Here is a 16,174-nt window from a genome sequence, read left to right as displayed (position 1 = left end):
TCGCGGGCCCGCCCACAAGGCATCCCCCGTCCGCATTCCGCGAGGACCGACAACCGAGGACTGACAACGATGCTGACCGACGTACTCTCCGTCGACCTGGCCAAGGCGCTGGCGGCCGTGGACGGCTGGCTGAGCGACTACATCCGTCAACCGCACAGCGAACTCGGACGGCCCGGTCCGGTGTGCCCGTTCGTCGAACCGGCCCAGCGCGCCGACGCGTTGGAGATCCGGGTCAGGCTGGTGGGCCCCACCCCGAGCCAGACCCTCATCGACGAGATCGTCCGCTGCGGCCTCGACGAGTTCAGCGAGGTCGACTGGCGGGCCGGCAACCCGAATCTGCGCTCGCTGCTGCTCGTCCTGCCCGATCTGCCGGCCGAGCATCTGCACCTGCTGGACGCGGCGCACTCCGCGCTCAAGCCGGAGAGTGTGCGGCGCGGGCTGATGATCGCCCAGTTCCACGAGAAGTGCAGGGAGAAGGCCGCCCGCAACCCGCGGTTCGAGGTGAGCTACGCGCCCGTGCCGATGATGGCGGTGCGGTCGATGGCGATTCATGACGTGCTGTTCCTGGCGGACCGGCGGGAGTGGTTCGAGGAGTACGCGAGCCGCTTCGGGGCGCGCTACCGCGCCTCGGGGCACGGCATCGACCCGTTGCTGACCGAGGTGTACGAGCGTGCTCGCACCGTGCACGGGACGGGGAGTTGAGCGCAATGAGCGACGAACTCGCCCTGGGGGTGCGTGCGGTGGGCGGCGCCGCGGTGTACCGGGGCATGGACCGGGCCGCGTTGGACCGGCAGTACTCGCCGAGTTCCCGGGTGCCGAGCCTGGACGCCTACCTGCGGGCGTACGAGCGGCTGAGCGCGGCCGCCCGCCGGGACCACCCTGTGCGGGCGGATCTCGCCTACGGTCCGCACCCGGCGGAGCTGTTGGACTACTTTCCCGGTCCTGCCTCCGGGCACTGTCCGCTGCTGGTGTTCGTGCACGGCGGGAACTGGCAGGCGCTCGGCCGGGCCGAATCGGCCTTCCCCGCACCGGCGTTGCTGGCGGCGGGGGCGGCGGTCGCGGTGATCGAGTACGGGCTGGCACCGGACGTCGGCCTGGACGCCATGGCGGGCATGGTCCGGCGGAGCGTGGACTGGCTGCTGCGGCACGCCGACGGGCTCGGGTTCGCCCCGCACCGGCTCCATCTGTGCGGCACCTCGGCGGGCGCGCATCTGGCCGCGATGTCCCTGCTGCCCGATCCACAGGACGACCCGGACGTGTCCGGCCGGATCGCCGGTGCGGTGCTGCTCAGCGGCGCCTACGACCTGGAGCCGGTACGGCTGTCGTACATCAACGACGCGCTGCGGCTGGACGAGGCCGGGGCGCGCCGCAACAGCCCGCTGCACCGGCTGCCCACGCGGCTGCCCCCTGTGGTGCTGGCCCGGGGCGGAAACGAGACCGAGGAGTACGTACGCCAGCACGACCGGATGGTGACGGCACTGCGCCCCCGGACGGCGGTCACGGAAGTCGTCGCCGACCGGCGCGACCACTTCGATCTCCCCTACGACCTGGGCGTACGGGGCACCGGACTCGGCGACGCGGTCCTCGCGCAGATGGGACTGGGAGGAACGAGCACATGAGCACCGAACAGACCGCCCAGCGCTCCGAGGAGAGCCCACGGTGTCCGCTGTCCGCCGGACCTGGGCACGGGCCCGGACCCGCGCCCGGCACCACCACCCCCTACGCGCACTACGCGCGGATGGACGAGCTGCTGGCGCTCCAGCATCCGCTCAGCCCGGCCGACACCGAGCCGGGGTTCATCATCATGAGTCAGGTCAAGGAGCTGCTGTTCAAGCTGCTGCACACGGAACTCACCACCGCCCGCGACCAGTTGAGTGGGGACAGGATCGGCGACGCGCTGTGGACGCTGCGCCGCGCGGGCCGGGTGCAGCAGGTGCTGCTCGTGTCGTGGGAGACGTTCTCCGTGCTGTCGCCCGCGGAGTTCTGCGAGTTCCGGGAGGTGCTGGGATCGGCCTCCGGTTTCCAGTCGGCGGGCTACCGGCGGCTGGAGTTCCTGCTCGGCAACAAGAACCCGGCGATGACCGAACCGCACCAAGACACCGTCGGCTACGAGGCGGTGGTCGGCCAACTGCACGAGCCGAGTCTGTACGACGCCGCGCTCGCCCTGCTGGTCCGCCGCGGGCTGCTCACGCCGGGCGACGGGCCGGTCCGGGACGCCACCGTGCCGTACCGCGAGGGTGCGGAGGTCGAGGAGGCGTGGCGGGAGGTCTACCGGGATCCGGTCCGCCATCAGGACCTGCATCTGCTCGCCGAGGCGCTGATGGACGTCGCGGACCTGTTCGCGCGCTGGCGGTACACGCATCTGGTCACCGTGCAGCGGATGTTGGGCGCCAAGCCGGGCACCGGCGGCACCGAGGGCGTGTCCTGGCTCGCCCGGATCAGCGAACACCGGTTCTTCCCGGAGCTGTGGTCGGTGCGCTCGACGCTCTGATCCGCCGAACGGGACGAGAGAGCGGCACACGAGAGCGACACGAGAGAGAAGGAGGGCGCCGATGACGGGCGGAATCCCGCGCACGGTGGCCGAGGAACTGGACGCGGCCGATCCGCTGGCCGAGTTCCGCAAGCGGTTTGTGATCACCGATCCGGAGCTGATCTACCTGGACGGCAACTCGCTGGGCCGGCTGCCCGTCGACACCCCGGAGCTGCTGCGCTCGGTGGTCGAGGAGGGCTGGGGCGGCGGCCTTGTGCGGTCGTGGGAGCGCTGGATCGACTGGGGCGCCCGGCTCGGCGACCGGCTCGCGGAGCATGTCCTCGGCGCGCGGCCGGGTGAGGTCGTGGTGTCGGACTCGGCCTCGGTGAACCTGTACAAGCTGGCCGGCGCCGCCCTCGGCGCGGCTCCGGGACGCGGCACGGTCCTGATGGACGCCGAGGACTTCCCGACCAATCGCTACGTCATGCAGGGCCTCGCCGATCAGCGGGGGTTACGTCTGCGCCGGCTCGCCTCCGATCTGGACGGCGGCCTCGATCTCGACGTGCTGCGCTCCGCTCTGGACGAGGACGTCGCGCTGGTGGTGCTGTCGCTGGTGTCGTACCGCAGCGGCGCGCTCGTGGACATGGCGCGGGTGAACGAACTGGCCCGTTCGGTCGGTGCGCGGGTGCTGTGGGACCTGTCGCACGCCGCGGGGGCGGTGCCCGTCGATCTGGCCGCCGCCGGCGCGGATCTCGCCGTCGGGTGCACCTACAAGTACCTGAACGGCGGCCCGGGTTCGCCCGCCTTCCTCTATGTGCGCCGCGCTCTTCAGTCGCGGCTACGGCAGCCGGTGTGGGGCTGGTTCGGGCAGCGCGAGCAGTTCCGGATGGGCCCCGACTACGATCCCGTGCCGGGCATCGAGCGGTTCCTGGTGAGCACGCCCCCGCTGTTGTCGCTGGCGGCGATCGAGCCGGCCCTCGCCCTGGTCGAGGAGGCCGGTGTGGCGCGGATCCGGGCGAAGGGGCTGCGGCTGGGCCGGCTGGCCGACGATCTCGCCGACGCCTGGCTCACTCCCCTGGGCTTCCGGCCCGCCTCGCCCCGCCCGCCGGAACGGCGCGGTGCGCATCTGTCACTGCACCATCCCGACGCCTGGCGGATCTGCCAGACGCTGGCGGCGGACGCGAAGGTCGTGTGCGACTACCGGGTCCCGGACCGGCTGCGGATCGGCCCGTCCCCGCTCTACACCCGGTTCACCGAGGTCTGGGACGCGCTGTCCCGGATCCGCGAGGTCGCGGCCGGGGGCACGTATGCGTCCCGGCCCGCCGATCTCGCCCGGGTGACCTGACCGCCGGCTCGCTCCCCGGCCCCTCTGCCCGAACATCGTCACCCCCTGCCGAAACGGAGTGCCCATGGCACACGCATCCCCGCTCACCACCGACGGACTGGTACAGATCCTGTTCGGCTCCTCGGCCTTCCAGATGCTCAACGCGGGCCGCAATCTTGGCCTGTTCTCCCTGCTGCACCGGCATCCCGGGCTGACCCCGGCGGAGATCGGCGAGGAACTCGCCCTGGCGGAACGGCCGGTGCGGATACTGCTTCTCGGCACCACGGCACTGGGATTGACGGAGCGTCAGGACGACGGATACGTCAACGCGGCTCTGCTGAACGGCCTGTTCGAGGACGGGACCTGGGACATCGTCGAGGATCTGATCGAGTACGAGGAGCGGATCGTCCGTCCCGCCGAGGTGGACTTCACCCAGTCCCTGCGCGAGAACACCAACGTCGGTCTGCGCCGGATCAAGGGTACGGGCACGGACCTGTACCACCGGCTGTCCGCGGATCCCGACCTTGAGCAGTTGTTCTACCGCTGCATGCGGTCCTGGTCCCGGCTGTCCAATCCCGTGCTGGTCGAGAAGGCCGATCTGACGGGGGTACGCCGGGTGCTCGACGTGGGCGGCGGCGACGGCGTCAACGCCATCGCGCTCGCGCAGGCCAACCCCGGTGTCGAGTTCACCGTCCTCGACCTGCCCGGCACGGTGGAGATCGCCCGCCGCAAGATCGCCGAGCACGGTCTGTCCGACCGGATCGCCGTCCGCGCGGCCGACATCTTCACCGACACCTACCCCTCGGGGCACGACTGTGTGCTCTTCGCCAACCAGTTGGTGATCTGGTCGCCGCAGGAGAACCTGCGGCTGCTGCGCAAGGCCCACGCGGCGCTGCCGGACGGCGGGCGGGTCCTGGTGTTCAACGCGATGTCCGACGACAGCGGCGACGGTCCGCTGTACGCGGCGCTCGACAACGTGTACTTCGCGACGCTGCCCGCCGCGAGCAGCGCCATCCACCGGTGGGGCCAGTACGAGGAGTGGTTCGCGGCGGCCGGTTTCGTGAAGTACGAGCGGCTGCCGGGCGGCCGGTGGACTCCGCACGGCGTGATCAGCGCGGTCAAATGACGCCCCCGCGAGAACCGGAGCCGGCCATGTCCCACGCCTCGCACGACACAGGATCGACGACCGTCGCGGGCGCGGCATGCCCCGCCGCCGGTCCGCACATGATGGATCCGGACCTGCTCGCGGACCCCTTCACCGGCTACGGCCGGCTGCGCGAGCGGGGCCCGGTCGTCCGCGGCAGGTTCGTCGACGGCACCCCGGTGTGGTTCGTGACCCGCTACGACGACGTCCGCGCGGTGCTGCGCGACCCCCGCTTCGTCAACACGCCCTCCCATGTGCCCGGCGAGGGGGGCGCGGATCCGCGCGAGGGCATGATGGACCTGCTCAACGTCCCCGGGCCTCTGCGGGTCTATCTGCTCGGTTCGATCCTCGACAGCGATCCGCCGGACCATCCGAGGCTGCGCCGGCTGGTGACCCGGGCGTTCGCGGCCCGCCGGATCCTCGATCTGCGGCCCGGGATCGAGCGGATCGCCGACCGGCTGCTCGCCGAACTGCCGCGGTACGAGCGGGAGGACGGCACGGTCGATCTTCTGGAGCATTTCGCGTATCCGCTGTCGATCACCGTGATCTGCGAGCTGGTCGGGATCCCGGCGACCGACCTGGAGCGGTGGCGGGAGTGGGGCGGCGACCTGGTGTCGATGCGGCCGGAACGGCTGCGGCACTCCTTCCCCGTGATGATCGACTACTGCCACAGGCTGATCGAACAGCGTCGCGCCGCGCTCACGGACGATCTGCTGAGCGAGCTGATCCGCGCCCAGGACGACGACGGCGGTCGGCTCAGCGACATCGAGACGGTCACCATGATCCTCACCCTGGTGCTGGCCGGCCATGAGACCAGCGCGCATCTGATCGGCAACGGCACCGCCGCCCTGCTCACGCATCCCGGCCAGTGGGCGCTGCTGCGCAAGGACCCGGCACTGCTGCCGCGCGCGGTGCACGAGCTGATGCGCTGGTGCGGGTCGGTGCACGTGGCGCGTCTGCGCTACGCCACCGAGGACCTGGAGCTGGCCGGTGCTCCCGTCGCGCGCGGCGACGCGGTCCAACTGGTGCTGGTGTCGGCCAACTTCGACCCCCGGCACTACACCGATCCGGACCGGCTGGACATCACGCGCCATCAGGACGGGCAGGCCGAGAACCATGTGGGTTTCGGCCACGGCATCCACTACTGCCTGGGCGCCACGCTGGCCCGGCAGGAGGGCGAAGTGGCGCTCGCCCGGCTGCTGGAGACCTACCCGGACCTGGCCCTGGCGGACGGCGATCCGGAGGCGCATCGCGCCCGGCTGCCCGGCAGTTGGCGTCTCGACGCGCTGCACCTGCGGCTACGGCCGTGACGGCGACCGCCGGACCGCAAGGCCGAGGGCTCCACGGTGCGTACCGTGGAGCCCTCGGATGCTCAGACGCTCAGGTGCTCGAGTGCCCGGGTTCGGTCAGGTGTGGGGCGGGGCGTCCGCCACGGCGATGGCCTGTACGGGGCAGGACAGCGCCGCTTCCGTCACCCGTTCCCGGGGTGCCGTCTCCGCCGCTCCGGGGAGGAGCGCGGAGTAGCCGTCGTCGTCCTGGGTGAACACGCCCGGTGCCGTCAGGGCGCACTGTCCGGACCCGATGCAGGTGTGGTGGTCGATGTCGATGCGTAGCTGCATATGACGCGGTCTCCGGTGGTCGGGAGGGCGGGCCGTGCCGTCAGGGGCCGAGTTCGTGCGCGGCGGCGCGGTCGAGGGTGAGGAGGATCCATTCCTCGAAGTCCCGGTCGTCCTTGGACGCGGCCTCGCGCCAGCGCTCCACCCGTTCGTGGGGCGCGCTGATGCGGGGCAGGCTGGCGCGCGCGGGGGCGATGGCCCGGTTGCCGCGGCGGCTCTCCCGCAACTGGACCCTGAGCTGGTTCCTGGACCAGCCGTGCTGTTCGGCGCGGTCGAGCCAGGTGTCGGCCTCGGCGGGAGGCAGGGAGGCGACCTCGGCGTGGTGTCCGAAGCTGAGGTTCTCGCGCCGTCGCGCGCTCTCGAAGTGCCGGGCGACCCAGGCGTAGTTGCGCAGGGTCTGGTAGTCGAGTCCGGCGGCCTGCACCCCGGCCTGGTAGCGGTCGGCGTAGCACTCCTGGCCGTAGACGAGCCAGTCCCCCAGGCACCAGGCGGAGGAGTCGGCGATGCGGAAGATGTACAGCCCGGCCTTCTCCCACCGGTCGTACGACAGGGCGGTGGGGATCTTCAGGCCGACCCGGGTGGTGAGGATCTGCTCGCGGCCGGCGGTCCAGGGGGGAACAGCCCTGCCGCCCGCTCTGCGGCCGACCGGTAGGTGTTTGTCCTGCCGGTCGTCCTTGGCGAAGTGCTGCATGTACACCCCCATGACATTAGGAAATGACAACTCCCGTGCCGGTGGTCAACGGCCGGGAGTCGGAATGCGACAAGCCCACGAGAAACCCTAGATCACCGTTCAGATGCAGTAACGAACCTTTCTGGTCAAAATACGGCCGCCTCGGACGCGAACACGTCTCCGCGGGAAATGCTCGCGCGCCGAGAGCGTCGTAAGCCGTGTGCCGCCGGGGCCGTCAGGGCGTGGGGGCGGAGGCGAGGACGGGGCCGCCGGAGCCGGTCCGGCGGGCCGCCTCGATGCCGTCGAGGATCACGTCCAGGCCGACGCGGAACGCCTCCTCGGCCTCGCGCTCCAGGTACGGCGCGGCGTCGCCGGCGCCCGGTTCGGCCGCGGCGGCGGGGGTCGCCCGCGACTCCAGGGCCGCCAGGGCGGGGAAGCGTCCGGCGAAGTCGGGTGCCACCTCCATGAGGAGCGCGGACCGCTCGGCCCACCACTCCTCGTCGGACACGCCGGTGTCCGGCGCCGCCTGCCGGTGCTCGGCGGCGACCCGGGCCATACCCCGCACGAACTGGAACAACACGGCGATGACCCGTCTCGTGTGCAGCGGTTCCAGGCCGGCCGCGCCGAGGATCCGCACCAGCGTCTCCATCTGCCCGTACTCGTTCGGCCCGAGGACGGGTCTCGCCTGGGAGACCTGGAGCACCCACGGGTGCCGCAGACAGAACGCCCAGACGTCGTCGGCCCAGGCCGTGACCGCCGGGCGCCAGCCCGCGCCGGTCGGGTACTCGGTGGGCAGTTCGCTCAGCACCCGGTCGTGCATGAGGTCGACCAGTTCGCTCTTGCTCGGCACGTACGTGTAGAGCGCCATGGCGGTCCGCCCGAGCCGGGCGCCGACCGCGCGCATCGACAGGGCTGCCATTCCCTGTTCGTCCGCGACCGCGACACCCGCGGCCACAATCGTGTCCACATCGAGCCCGGGCTTGGGTCCGGGCCCTGTTCTGACGCCCCGGGATTCGGCCGGGCGCCACAGCAGAGACATGGACCTGCGGGCGTCACCCTGTCCGGCAAACACAACCACCTTGCAACTCCTTACCCCATAAAGTAACCTCGCCGAGGCATCTCTTTACAGGGTAAAGATACCAGGTGGGCGCGGGCCCGCCCCGGGATGCCCGACGTTCTCGGAAGGTTTTCGATGGCAGAGCTCCCCGTCACGTTCATCCAGGTCACCGACATCACTCGCATCACACCGCGGATGGCCCGCGTGACGTTCGAGGCCGACCACCTCGACGACTCCGTCGGCCGGACCCCGGACCAGCAGCTCAAGCTGTGCTTCCCCCGGTCCGGCCAGCGCCTGCCCGTGCTGCCGGAGCAGAGCGACGACGCGACGAGCTGGTACCAGGCGTTCCTGGCGGTCCCCGAGGACGAGCGGCCGTGGATGCGCAGCTTCACCCTGCGGCGGCGGATCCCCGGGACCAGGACCGTCGAGATCGACTTCGTCCTGCACGGCGACACCGGACCGGCCACCCGTTGGGCCGGCTCCGCCCGGCCCGGCGACCGCATCGGGATGGTGGGCCCGTCGGCGGTCTACGCCCGCCCGGTCTCCCTCAACGACTCGATCGCCGACGCCGACTGGCTGCTGCTCGCCGGTGACGAGACCGCGCTGCCCGCCATCGGCAGCCTGCTCGACGCCCTGCCGAAGGGCGCCCAGGCCGTGGCCTACATCGAGGTCGCCGACGACGGCGAGCAGCAGGCCCTGGAGACGGCCGGCGACGCCACCGTCCACTGGCTGCACCGGGACGGGACGCCGGCGGGCCGCAGCGAGGTGCTGATCGACGCCGTCCGCGGGGCCGAGTTCCCGCCGGGGCGCCCCTTCGTGTGGCTGGCCGGGGAGTCGGGCGCGGTCCGCGCGCTGCGCCGTCATCTGGTCGACGAACGCGGGCTGGACAAGCGGTCGATCGACTTCAGCGGCTACTGGCGCTTCAAGCTCACCCAGGACGACGCCCCGACCACCGAGGACATGGCCGAGGCGCAGGAGCGGCTCGCCGAGTTCCAGGCCGCCGCCGACGACCGTGCCTGACGAGACGACCGTGCCGGACGAGCGGAGCGACGGCAGTGGCCGCCGGTCGGCCGGGCGCCGTCGCGATCCGGCCGGGGGACGGCCGGTACGAGAGAGGGATCCCATGATCACAGTGCGAGGTCTCGCCCGCCGGTTCACCCTGAGGGGCCGTACCGTCGACGCGGTCAAAGGCATCGACTTCGATGTGGCGGCAGGCGAACTGGTCGGATTCCTGGGCCCCAACGGGGCCGGCAAGACCACGACCTTACGGATGCTCACCACCCTGCTGCGCCCCACCGGCGGCACCGGCACCGTGGCCGGCTGCGACCTCCTGACCGACCCCCAGGGCGTGCGGCGCAGCATCGGCTACGTGCCCCAGGGCGGCTCCACCTGGCCGGAGTCCAAGGTCGCCGAGGAGATCGAACTCCAGGCCCGGCTGTACGGTGTGTCACGCGCCGAGGCCCGGCGGCGCGGGGCCCTGCTCGCGGAGCGGCTCGACCTGGCCGGACTGGACCAGCGCCCCGCCAAGACGCTCTCCGGCGGTCAGCGCCGACGGCTCGACATCGCGCTCGGACTGGTCCACGAACCGGCGCTGGTCTTCCTCGACGAGCCCACCACCGGACTGGATCCGCAGAGCCGGGCCAACCTCTGGGACCATGTCCGCCGGATGCGCGCCGAGCAGGGCATGACCGTCTTCCTCACCACCCACTACCTCGACGAGGCCGACGCCCTGTGCGACCGCATCCTCGTCACCGACGACGGCACGATCGTCGCCGAGGGAACCCCCGAGGAGCTGAAGGCCCGCGTCTCCGGCGACGCGGTCACCGTCGAGGTGGCCGACCGGGCCCCCGAGGCGGCCTCGCTCGCCGAGCGGCTGACCGGCGCGCACGAGGTGACCGTCGCCGCCGACACGGTCCGCTTCCGGGTGCCCCGGGGCGACGTCGCGCTGCCGGAACTGCTGCGCGTCCTCGACGGCCACGGCATCACCATGACCTCGGTCAAGGTCAACCGGCCCACCCTGGACGACGTGTTCCTCGGTCTCACCGGACGCTCCCTGCGGGACGGCGAGACCGCGCCCGAGGCCGTGGAGGCCGCCCATGCTGCGTGACACCCGGCTGATCTTCCTGCGGGACATGAGGCTCTCGCTGCGCAGTCCGACCTGGCTGATCATCGGGATCATGCAGCCGCTGCTGTATCTGTTCCTCTTCGGACCACTCATGGTGACGGTCGTCGACCACACCCCCGGCTTCCCGCCCGGCGACGCCTGGGCCGTGCTCACACCGGCGCTGATCGTGCAGACGGCCCTGTTCAGCGGCTCCTTCGCCGGTGTCGGCCTGCTCACCGAGTACCGGGTCGGCGTCGTCGACCGCTTCCGCGGCACCCCGGCGAGCCGGGCCGCGCTGCTGTTCGGCAAGGTACTGGCCCAGGCCGTGCAGGCCACCGCCCAGTCCGCCCTGATCGTGCTGGTGACCCTCCTCGTCTTCGACCTCGACGCCCCGGTGACCGGCATGCTGCTCAGCCTGCTGATCGCCGCGGTCCTTGCCATCACGCTGTCCTCGGGGTCGTACGCGCTGGCGATGATCCTCAAGAGCGAGGCCGCGTTCCCCTCGCTGATGAACGCGGTGCTCCTGCCGCTGCTCCTGCTGTCCGGCGTCCTCCTTCCGGTCACCGCGCAGCTCGCCCCCGACTGGCTGTACAACCTGGCGCGGATCAACCCGCTGACGCATGTGGTCGACGCCGAACGCGCCGCTTTCCGGGGGGACTTGGGTTCGACGGGGCTGCTGACCGGTTCCCTCGTGCTCGTGCTCATGGCCGGGCTCGCGCTGTTGTGGGGCACGCGGACGTTCCAGAAGGAGAACGCCTGACGGCACCGGAGTCCTGACAGCGCCGGGACTCAAAGGCGCACCGCCCGAACCCGAGACCGGGCTCCCCCTTTCCCCCGGAGGGGGAGCCCACCCATATCGCCGAAGAGCACGAGGAGCACATGTGAGGACCGACGCCATCAGGGTGACCGGTGCCCGGGAGAACAACCTCAAGAACGTCTCGCTGACCATCCCGAGAGGACGGCTGACGGTCTTCACCGGTGTGTCCGGCTCGGGCAAGTCGTCCCTGGTGTTCGACACCCTCGCGGCCGAGGCGCAGCGGCAGCTCAACGAGACGTTCACGGCGTTCGTCCGCACCTTCCTCCCCGATCACGGCCGTCCGGACGTGGACGCCGTCGAGAACATCTCCGCCGCGGTCGTCATCGACCAGAAGCGCCTGGGCGGCAACCCGCGCTCCACCGTGGGCACGATCACCGACATCAACCCCCTGCTGCGTCTGCTGTTCTCCCGCGCCGGGGACCCCGCCGGACTGCCGCCGAGCACGTTCTCCTTCAACGACCCGCAGGGCATGTGTCCGACGTGCGAGGGCCTGGGCACGGTCGTGCGGCCCGACCTCGACGCACTCGTCGACCGCTCCCGCTCCCTGCGTCAAGGCGCCCTGCTCCACCCCGACTTCTCCACCGAGAGCTGGTACTGGCTGAGTTATACGGAGTCCGGCCTCTTCGACGCCGACAAGCCGTTGTCCGAGTTCAGCGAGCGGGAGTGGCAGGCGCTGCTGCACGGCGAACTCCCGCGCAAGCTGCGCCTGGACTGGCAGGGCAACACGCTGAACGTCACGTACGAGGGCCTGGTGGACAAGTTCACCCGGCTCTACATCAAGAAGGAGGACATGTCCGAGCGCAACCGTCAGGTGCTCCGGCGGTTCGTGCACTCGGCTCCCTGCCCCGACTGCGGCGGCACTCGGCTGGCGCCCACCGCGCTCTCCACGCGGATCGGCGGCCGTCACATCGCGGACCTCACCGCCATGGAGACCGAGCGCCTGACGGAGATCCTTTCGGGGCTGGACCTGCCGCACGTCAAACCCGTTCTGGACGACCTGGTCGCCCGGCTGCGGCATCTGCTGGACATCGGTCTCGGCTATCTGAGCCTGGACCGGGAGACCCGCACCCTCTCGGGCGGCGAGTCGCAGCGGATCAAGACGGTCCGCCATCTGTCCAGCAGCCTCACGGAGATGATGTACGTCTTCGACGAGCCGAGCGTCGGCCTGCACCCCCGGGACGTGCACCGGCTCAAGGAACTCCTGCTCGCCCTGCGGGACAAGGGCAACACCGTCCTCGTGGTCGAGCACGATCCCGACGTCATGGCCGTCGCGGACCATGTGGTCGACATGGGCCCCAAGGCCGGGACGCTCGGCGGCACGGTCGTCTTCGAGGGCACCTTCGCCGGTCTCGCCGAGGCCGACACCCTCACCGGCCGTCACCTGAGGCGGCGGCTGCCCCTGAAGACCTCACCTCGCCGCCCCACGGGCACGCTCACCGTCACCCACGCGACGAGCCACAACCTCAAGGACGTCACGGTCGGCTTCCCCACCGGCGTCCTGACCGTGGTCACCGGTGTGGCCGGGTCCGGCAAGAGTTCCCTCGTCAACGACGAGTTCCTCAGGCAGCATCCCGACGCCGTCGTGATCGACCAGTCGGCGGTGACGGCCGGACGGCGGTCCAACACGGCGACGTACACGGGTCTTTCGGACCCGATCCGCAAGCTGTTCGCCAAGGCCAACGGCGTCAGCGCCTCCCTGTTCAGCGCCAACTCCAAGGGGGCCTGCACCAATTGCCAGGGGCTCGGCGTGCTCTACACCGACCTGGCGTTCCTGGAGACGCTGAAGTCCGTGTGCGAGGTCTGCCGGGGCCGCCGCTTCTCCGAGGACGTCCTCGGCCACCGGCTGCGCGGTCGATCGATCAGCGACGTACTGGAGATGACGGCGGCGGAGGCGGCGGACTTCTTCACCGAGCCGAAACTCCGCCCGGTCCTGCACGCCCTGAACGACGTGGGCCTCGACTACCTGCGCCTCGGCCAGCCGCTCAGCACCCTGTCCGGCGGCGAGTGCCAGCGCCTCAAACTCGCCACCGATCTGCACCGGGTCGGCAGTGTCTACGTCATGGACGAGCCGACGACCGGCCTGCACATGTCGGACGTCCAGCGCCTCCTCGGCATCGTCGAACGCCTCGTCGACCAGGGCAACACCGTCATCGTCATCGAGCACAACCTCGACGTCGTCCGAAGCGCCGACTGGATCATCGACCTCGGCCCCGAGGGAGGCAGCGGCGGCGGACACGTCCTGTTCGAGGGCACCCCGGCGGACCTCCTGAAGGCCACGGACTCCCATACGGCGGCGTATCTGCGCGCGGACGTGTCGCAGGGGTGAGGCGGTTCCCGCTCTACGCCGGTTCTCCGCGCGGCAACCGCCCCCGCTCGTCCAGCAGTTGACCGACCCGCTTCACCGACCGCATCCCCACCAGCCGGTCCACGACGTGGAGTTCGGGGAGCCGTTCGAGGAGGGTGCGTTCCAGGCGGTGGGTGTCGGCGATGGTGGGGAGCCAGAAGCCGGCCCACAGGTCCGCGTCGCCGACCACGCCGGCCACGAGCCGGGTCTCCGGGAGCTGGGCGAGGGTGCGGCCGGCGGCCTCCAGGCGGTCGGCCGGGACGCGGGCGGTGAGGGTGACGAGCACCGGGCGGCCCGCGGCCTGCGGGGCGAGGTCGCAGCGCAGCGCGAGGCGGCCCGACTCCAGCAGGGCGCGCACCTTGCGGCGCACCGTCGGCTCACTCGTCCCAGCGCGTGCGGCGAGTTCGGCGTAGGCCATGCGGCCGTCCTCCGCGAGCAGGTCGACGAGCCGCTCACTGGCGGGGTCGGCGCGGCCGGGTGACGGTCCGGCGAGCGCCGGCCGGGGCCCGGCCTCGGCCTGGAGGACCCGGGTCTGCTCGCGGGTGAGGGCGCGCAGCCGCCAGCGGCTGCCCTCGGTGAAGAAGCGGGTGACCCACATCGTGCGGACCGGCAGCAGTCCGTCGACGGCCGCGAAACGGCCGAGGAGATAGTCGATCAGCGCCTCACGGTCGTCGGCGGCGACGATCAGCGCGAGATCGCCGCTGCCGGACACCACCTCGACGGCCGGGCATTCGGGATGGGTGGCCAGTTCGGCCGCCACCGCCGTCACGCGGGCCGGCACGCAGCGGGCGATCACCATCGCGCTCGCCGGGTCCGCGACGCTCCGCGGCCCGTACGCCCGATAGCCGGTGACCCAGGCCAGCCCGGCGTCGTTCAGCCGTGCCCAGCGGCGGGCGACCGTCGCCGGGCTCACCCCCAGCACCGCGCCCACCAGGCTCCACGGGGCCCGCGGATGGATCTGAAGGGCGTGGATGAGCTGGAGATCGGTCTCGGACCAGTCGACGGAATCCATCACTGGGAAGCCTAGCAATGACGGATTCGCGCCAGAACCGCGTCGATCGGTCCCGCTGTCCCACGCTGTTCGCCATCTGGCCGTTCGGCCGCCACCGCACGCCGCTCTCCGTAGGGAGGACCGCCATGCGCCGGAGCTCTCCGCCGCTGTCCGCACCACCGTCCCCGCCCCCGCCCCTGCGCTCGCGGACCGGCGCGATGGTCGGCTTCATGGTGCTGCTCGAACTGGCCGGCGGCATCGACCAGGGCATGTTCCCCACGCTCCTCCCGACCATCGGCGAGCACTACGGCGTCGGCGCCGGCGCCCTGGTCTGGGTGTCCGCCGTGCCGCTGCTGGGCGCGGCGGTGAGCGTGCCGGTGCTCGCCGGGCTCGGCGACCGGTACGGGCACCGGCGGATGCTGCGGTTCGCCACGGCCTGCACCCTGGTCGCGAGCATCCTGCTGGTCGTGGCTCCCACGTACGAGCTGTTCCTGGTCGGGCGGCTGCTGCTGGCCCCGATGGCCGCCTGGCTGCCGCTGGAGATCGCCCTCGTCAGCGACCGGCTCACCGGCCTCGGCGCGCGCCGCGCGATCGGCCTGCTGGCCGGCTCGCTGGCGCTGGGCGTCGCCCTGGGCGGTCTGGTGGGCGGCTACGTCCAGGACCTCACCGGCCGCCTCCCCCTCACCCTGCTCTTCCCCGCGGTGCTGATCGCCCTGTGCTGTGTGGTCACGCTGTGGCTGCTCCCCGAGTCCCGGACGACCCGCCCCGCCCGCCGTATCGACACCCTCGGCTTCGCCGGCATCGGACTCGGCCTGCTGCTGCTCCAGTTCGGGCTGATGGCCGCGCAGGCCAAGGGCTGGGGCTCGGCCCTGACCGTCGGCTCCCTGGCCCTCAGCGCCGCCGTCCTCGTCGCCTGGGGGCGCTGGGAACTCCGTACCCCCGAGCCCGCCATCGACCTGCGCATGCTGGCCCGGCGCGGGATGTGGCCGGTCCAGCTCGGCGCGGTGCTGTTCGGGATGGCGCTGTTCGGCAACCAGTCGACGCTCACCACCTTCCTCGGCGCGCGACCGGACACGGCCGGCTACGGCCTCGGCCTCGGTGCCCTCGCGATCGGCTGGGTCACCCTGCCCTCCGCCGTCGCCGCCATGGCGGCCGCCGCGCTCAACGGCCGCGTCTCCGCCCGGATCGGACCGCACCACACCCTCGCCCTGGGCGGTGTCCTGGTGGCCGCGGGCTTCCTCTCCCTGACCCTCATGCACGACGACCGGACCGGGGTCGTCGTCTCGACCACCGTCTTCGGCCTCGGCTTCGGTCTGCTGCTGGCCGCGATGCCGGCCCTGGTCGCGGAGACCGCGCCGCCCGGGACGACGGCCACCGCGGCCGGCGTCTACAACAGCGTCCGGGTGCTGGGCGGTCTCGTGGCCGCCGGTGCCTTCTCCGTCCTGCTCGCCGGCATGGTGACGGCGCGGAGCGCGGTGCCGACCGAGCGGGCGTACGAGGTGATCTGGGGGGTGTGCGCGGTGCTGGGCGTGCTGGTCGCCGTACTGACGACGGCCACGCGGCGCCGCACCGAGGACACCTCCTCCTGACCCCCGGACCGCCTCGGTCCGCCCTTTTCACCGCCACCGCTTCTCAGG

15 protein-coding genes are annotated in these 16,174 nt (G+C 71.7%); 11 read left to right on the top strand and 4 right to left on the bottom strand.

Features of this window, described 5'->3' with window-relative positions; all coding sequences use genetic code 11:
- The first annotated feature begins 69 nt into the window (after positions 1 to 69).
- From G6W55_RS22500 to G6W55_RS22475, 6 genes are all read left to right on the top strand, one after another.
- Positions 70 to 702 carry a DUF6875 domain-containing protein gene (locus G6W55_RS22500; protein ID WP_175522629.1) on the top strand — a complete coding sequence of 211 codons (633 nt, stop codon included), beginning with the start codon at positions 70 to 72 and terminating at the stop codon, positions 700 to 702.
- Between the two features lie 5 nt (positions 703 to 707).
- Entirely contained in the window at positions 708 to 1,619 is a 912-nt protein-coding gene (locus G6W55_RS22495) for an alpha/beta hydrolase (protein WP_175522628.1), read from the top strand.
- Positions 1,616 to 2,491 carry a tryptophan 2,3-dioxygenase gene (locus G6W55_RS22490; protein ID WP_175522627.1) on the top strand — a complete coding sequence of 292 codons (876 nt, stop codon included), beginning with the start codon at positions 1,616 to 1,618 and terminating at the stop codon, positions 2,489 to 2,491. The genes G6W55_RS22495 and G6W55_RS22490 overlap by 4 nt, the downstream gene beginning before the upstream one ends.
- A gap of 61 nt (positions 2,492 to 2,552) precedes the next feature.
- On the top strand, positions 2,553 to 3,815 hold the full coding sequence (gene kynU, locus G6W55_RS22485; protein WP_175522626.1) for a kynureninase: 1,263 nt from the start codon (positions 2,553 to 2,555) through the stop codon (positions 3,813 to 3,815).
- 64 nt (positions 3,816 to 3,879) lie between these two features.
- Positions 3,880 to 4,920: a methyltransferase gene (locus G6W55_RS22480; RefSeq protein ID WP_175522625.1), complete on the top strand. Its 1,041-nt coding sequence runs from the start codon at positions 3,880 to 3,882 to the stop codon at positions 4,918 to 4,920.
- A 26-nt stretch (positions 4,921 to 4,946) separates the two neighbouring features.
- Entirely contained in the window at positions 4,947 to 6,248 is a 1,302-nt protein-coding gene (locus G6W55_RS22475) for a cytochrome P450 (RefSeq protein WP_254876375.1), read from the top strand.
- 96 nt (positions 6,249 to 6,344) lie between these two features.
- Here the strand turns inward: G6W55_RS22475 and G6W55_RS22470 are convergent, their stop codons facing one another.
- From G6W55_RS22470 to G6W55_RS22460, 3 genes are all read right to left on the bottom strand, one after another.
- Positions 6,345 to 6,557: a ferredoxin gene (locus G6W55_RS22470; RefSeq protein WP_175522624.1), complete on the bottom strand. Its 213-nt coding sequence runs from the start codon at positions 6,555 to 6,557 to the stop codon at positions 6,345 to 6,347.
- Between the two features lie 40 nt (positions 6,558 to 6,597).
- Positions 6,598 to 7,257, bottom strand: a complete 660-nt coding sequence (locus tag G6W55_RS22465) for an LmbU family transcriptional regulator (protein ID WP_205070508.1) — start codon at positions 7,255 to 7,257, stop codon at positions 6,598 to 6,600.
- Between the two features lie 202 nt (positions 7,258 to 7,459).
- Entirely contained in the window at positions 7,460 to 8,302 is an 843-nt protein-coding gene (locus G6W55_RS22460; protein ID WP_175522623.1) for a TetR/AcrR family transcriptional regulator, read from the bottom strand.
- A gap of 114 nt (positions 8,303 to 8,416) precedes the next feature.
- Between G6W55_RS22460 and G6W55_RS22455 the strand changes: the two genes are divergently transcribed.
- From G6W55_RS22455 to G6W55_RS22440, 4 genes are all read left to right on the top strand, one after another.
- Positions 8,417 to 9,301, top strand: coding sequence for a siderophore-interacting protein (locus G6W55_RS22455; RefSeq protein WP_175522622.1), 885 nt, complete (start codon positions 8,417 to 8,419; stop codon positions 9,299 to 9,301).
- A 103-nt stretch (positions 9,302 to 9,404) separates the two neighbouring features.
- Entirely contained in the window at positions 9,405 to 10,388 is a 984-nt protein-coding gene (locus G6W55_RS22450) for an ATP-binding cassette domain-containing protein (protein ID WP_175522621.1), read from the top strand.
- The gene (locus G6W55_RS22445; RefSeq protein WP_030797250.1) at positions 10,378 to 11,145 is read left to right on the top strand and encodes an ABC transporter permease; all 768 of its coding nucleotides are present in this window, start codon (positions 10,378 to 10,380) and stop codon (positions 11,143 to 11,145) included. Before G6W55_RS22450 ends, G6W55_RS22445 begins: the two co-directional genes overlap by 11 nt.
- 121 nt (positions 11,146 to 11,266) lie before the next feature.
- Positions 11,267 to 13,528 (top strand): excinuclease ABC subunit UvrA, encoded by a 2,262-nt coding sequence (locus G6W55_RS22440; RefSeq protein ID WP_175522620.1) that lies wholly within the window; start codon positions 11,267 to 11,269, stop codon positions 13,526 to 13,528.
- 13 nt (positions 13,529 to 13,541) lie between these two features.
- On the opposite strand, the gene G6W55_RS22435 is transcribed toward G6W55_RS22440, so the two are convergent.
- The gene (locus G6W55_RS22435) at positions 13,542 to 14,558 is read right to left on the bottom strand and encodes an Lrp/AsnC family transcriptional regulator (protein WP_175522619.1); all 1,017 of its coding nucleotides are present in this window, start codon (positions 14,556 to 14,558) and stop codon (positions 13,542 to 13,544) included.
- 125 nt (positions 14,559 to 14,683) lie between these two features.
- Here G6W55_RS22435 and G6W55_RS22430 point away from each other — a divergent pair, with 125 nt between their 5' ends.
- Complete coding sequence (locus tag G6W55_RS22430; RefSeq protein ID WP_175522618.1) at positions 14,684 to 16,126, top strand: MFS transporter; 1,443 nt, start codon at positions 14,684 to 14,686, stop codon at positions 16,124 to 16,126.
- The last annotated feature ends 48 nt before the right edge of the window (positions 16,127 to 16,174 follow it).

The organism is Streptomyces sp. CAI-85, from assembly GCF_013363615.1.
GTDB classification, from domain to species: Bacteria; Actinomycetota; Actinomycetes; order Streptomycetales; family Streptomycetaceae; genus Streptomyces; species Streptomyces antibioticus_B.
This window is presented reverse-complemented; position numbering and strand designations above follow the sequence as displayed.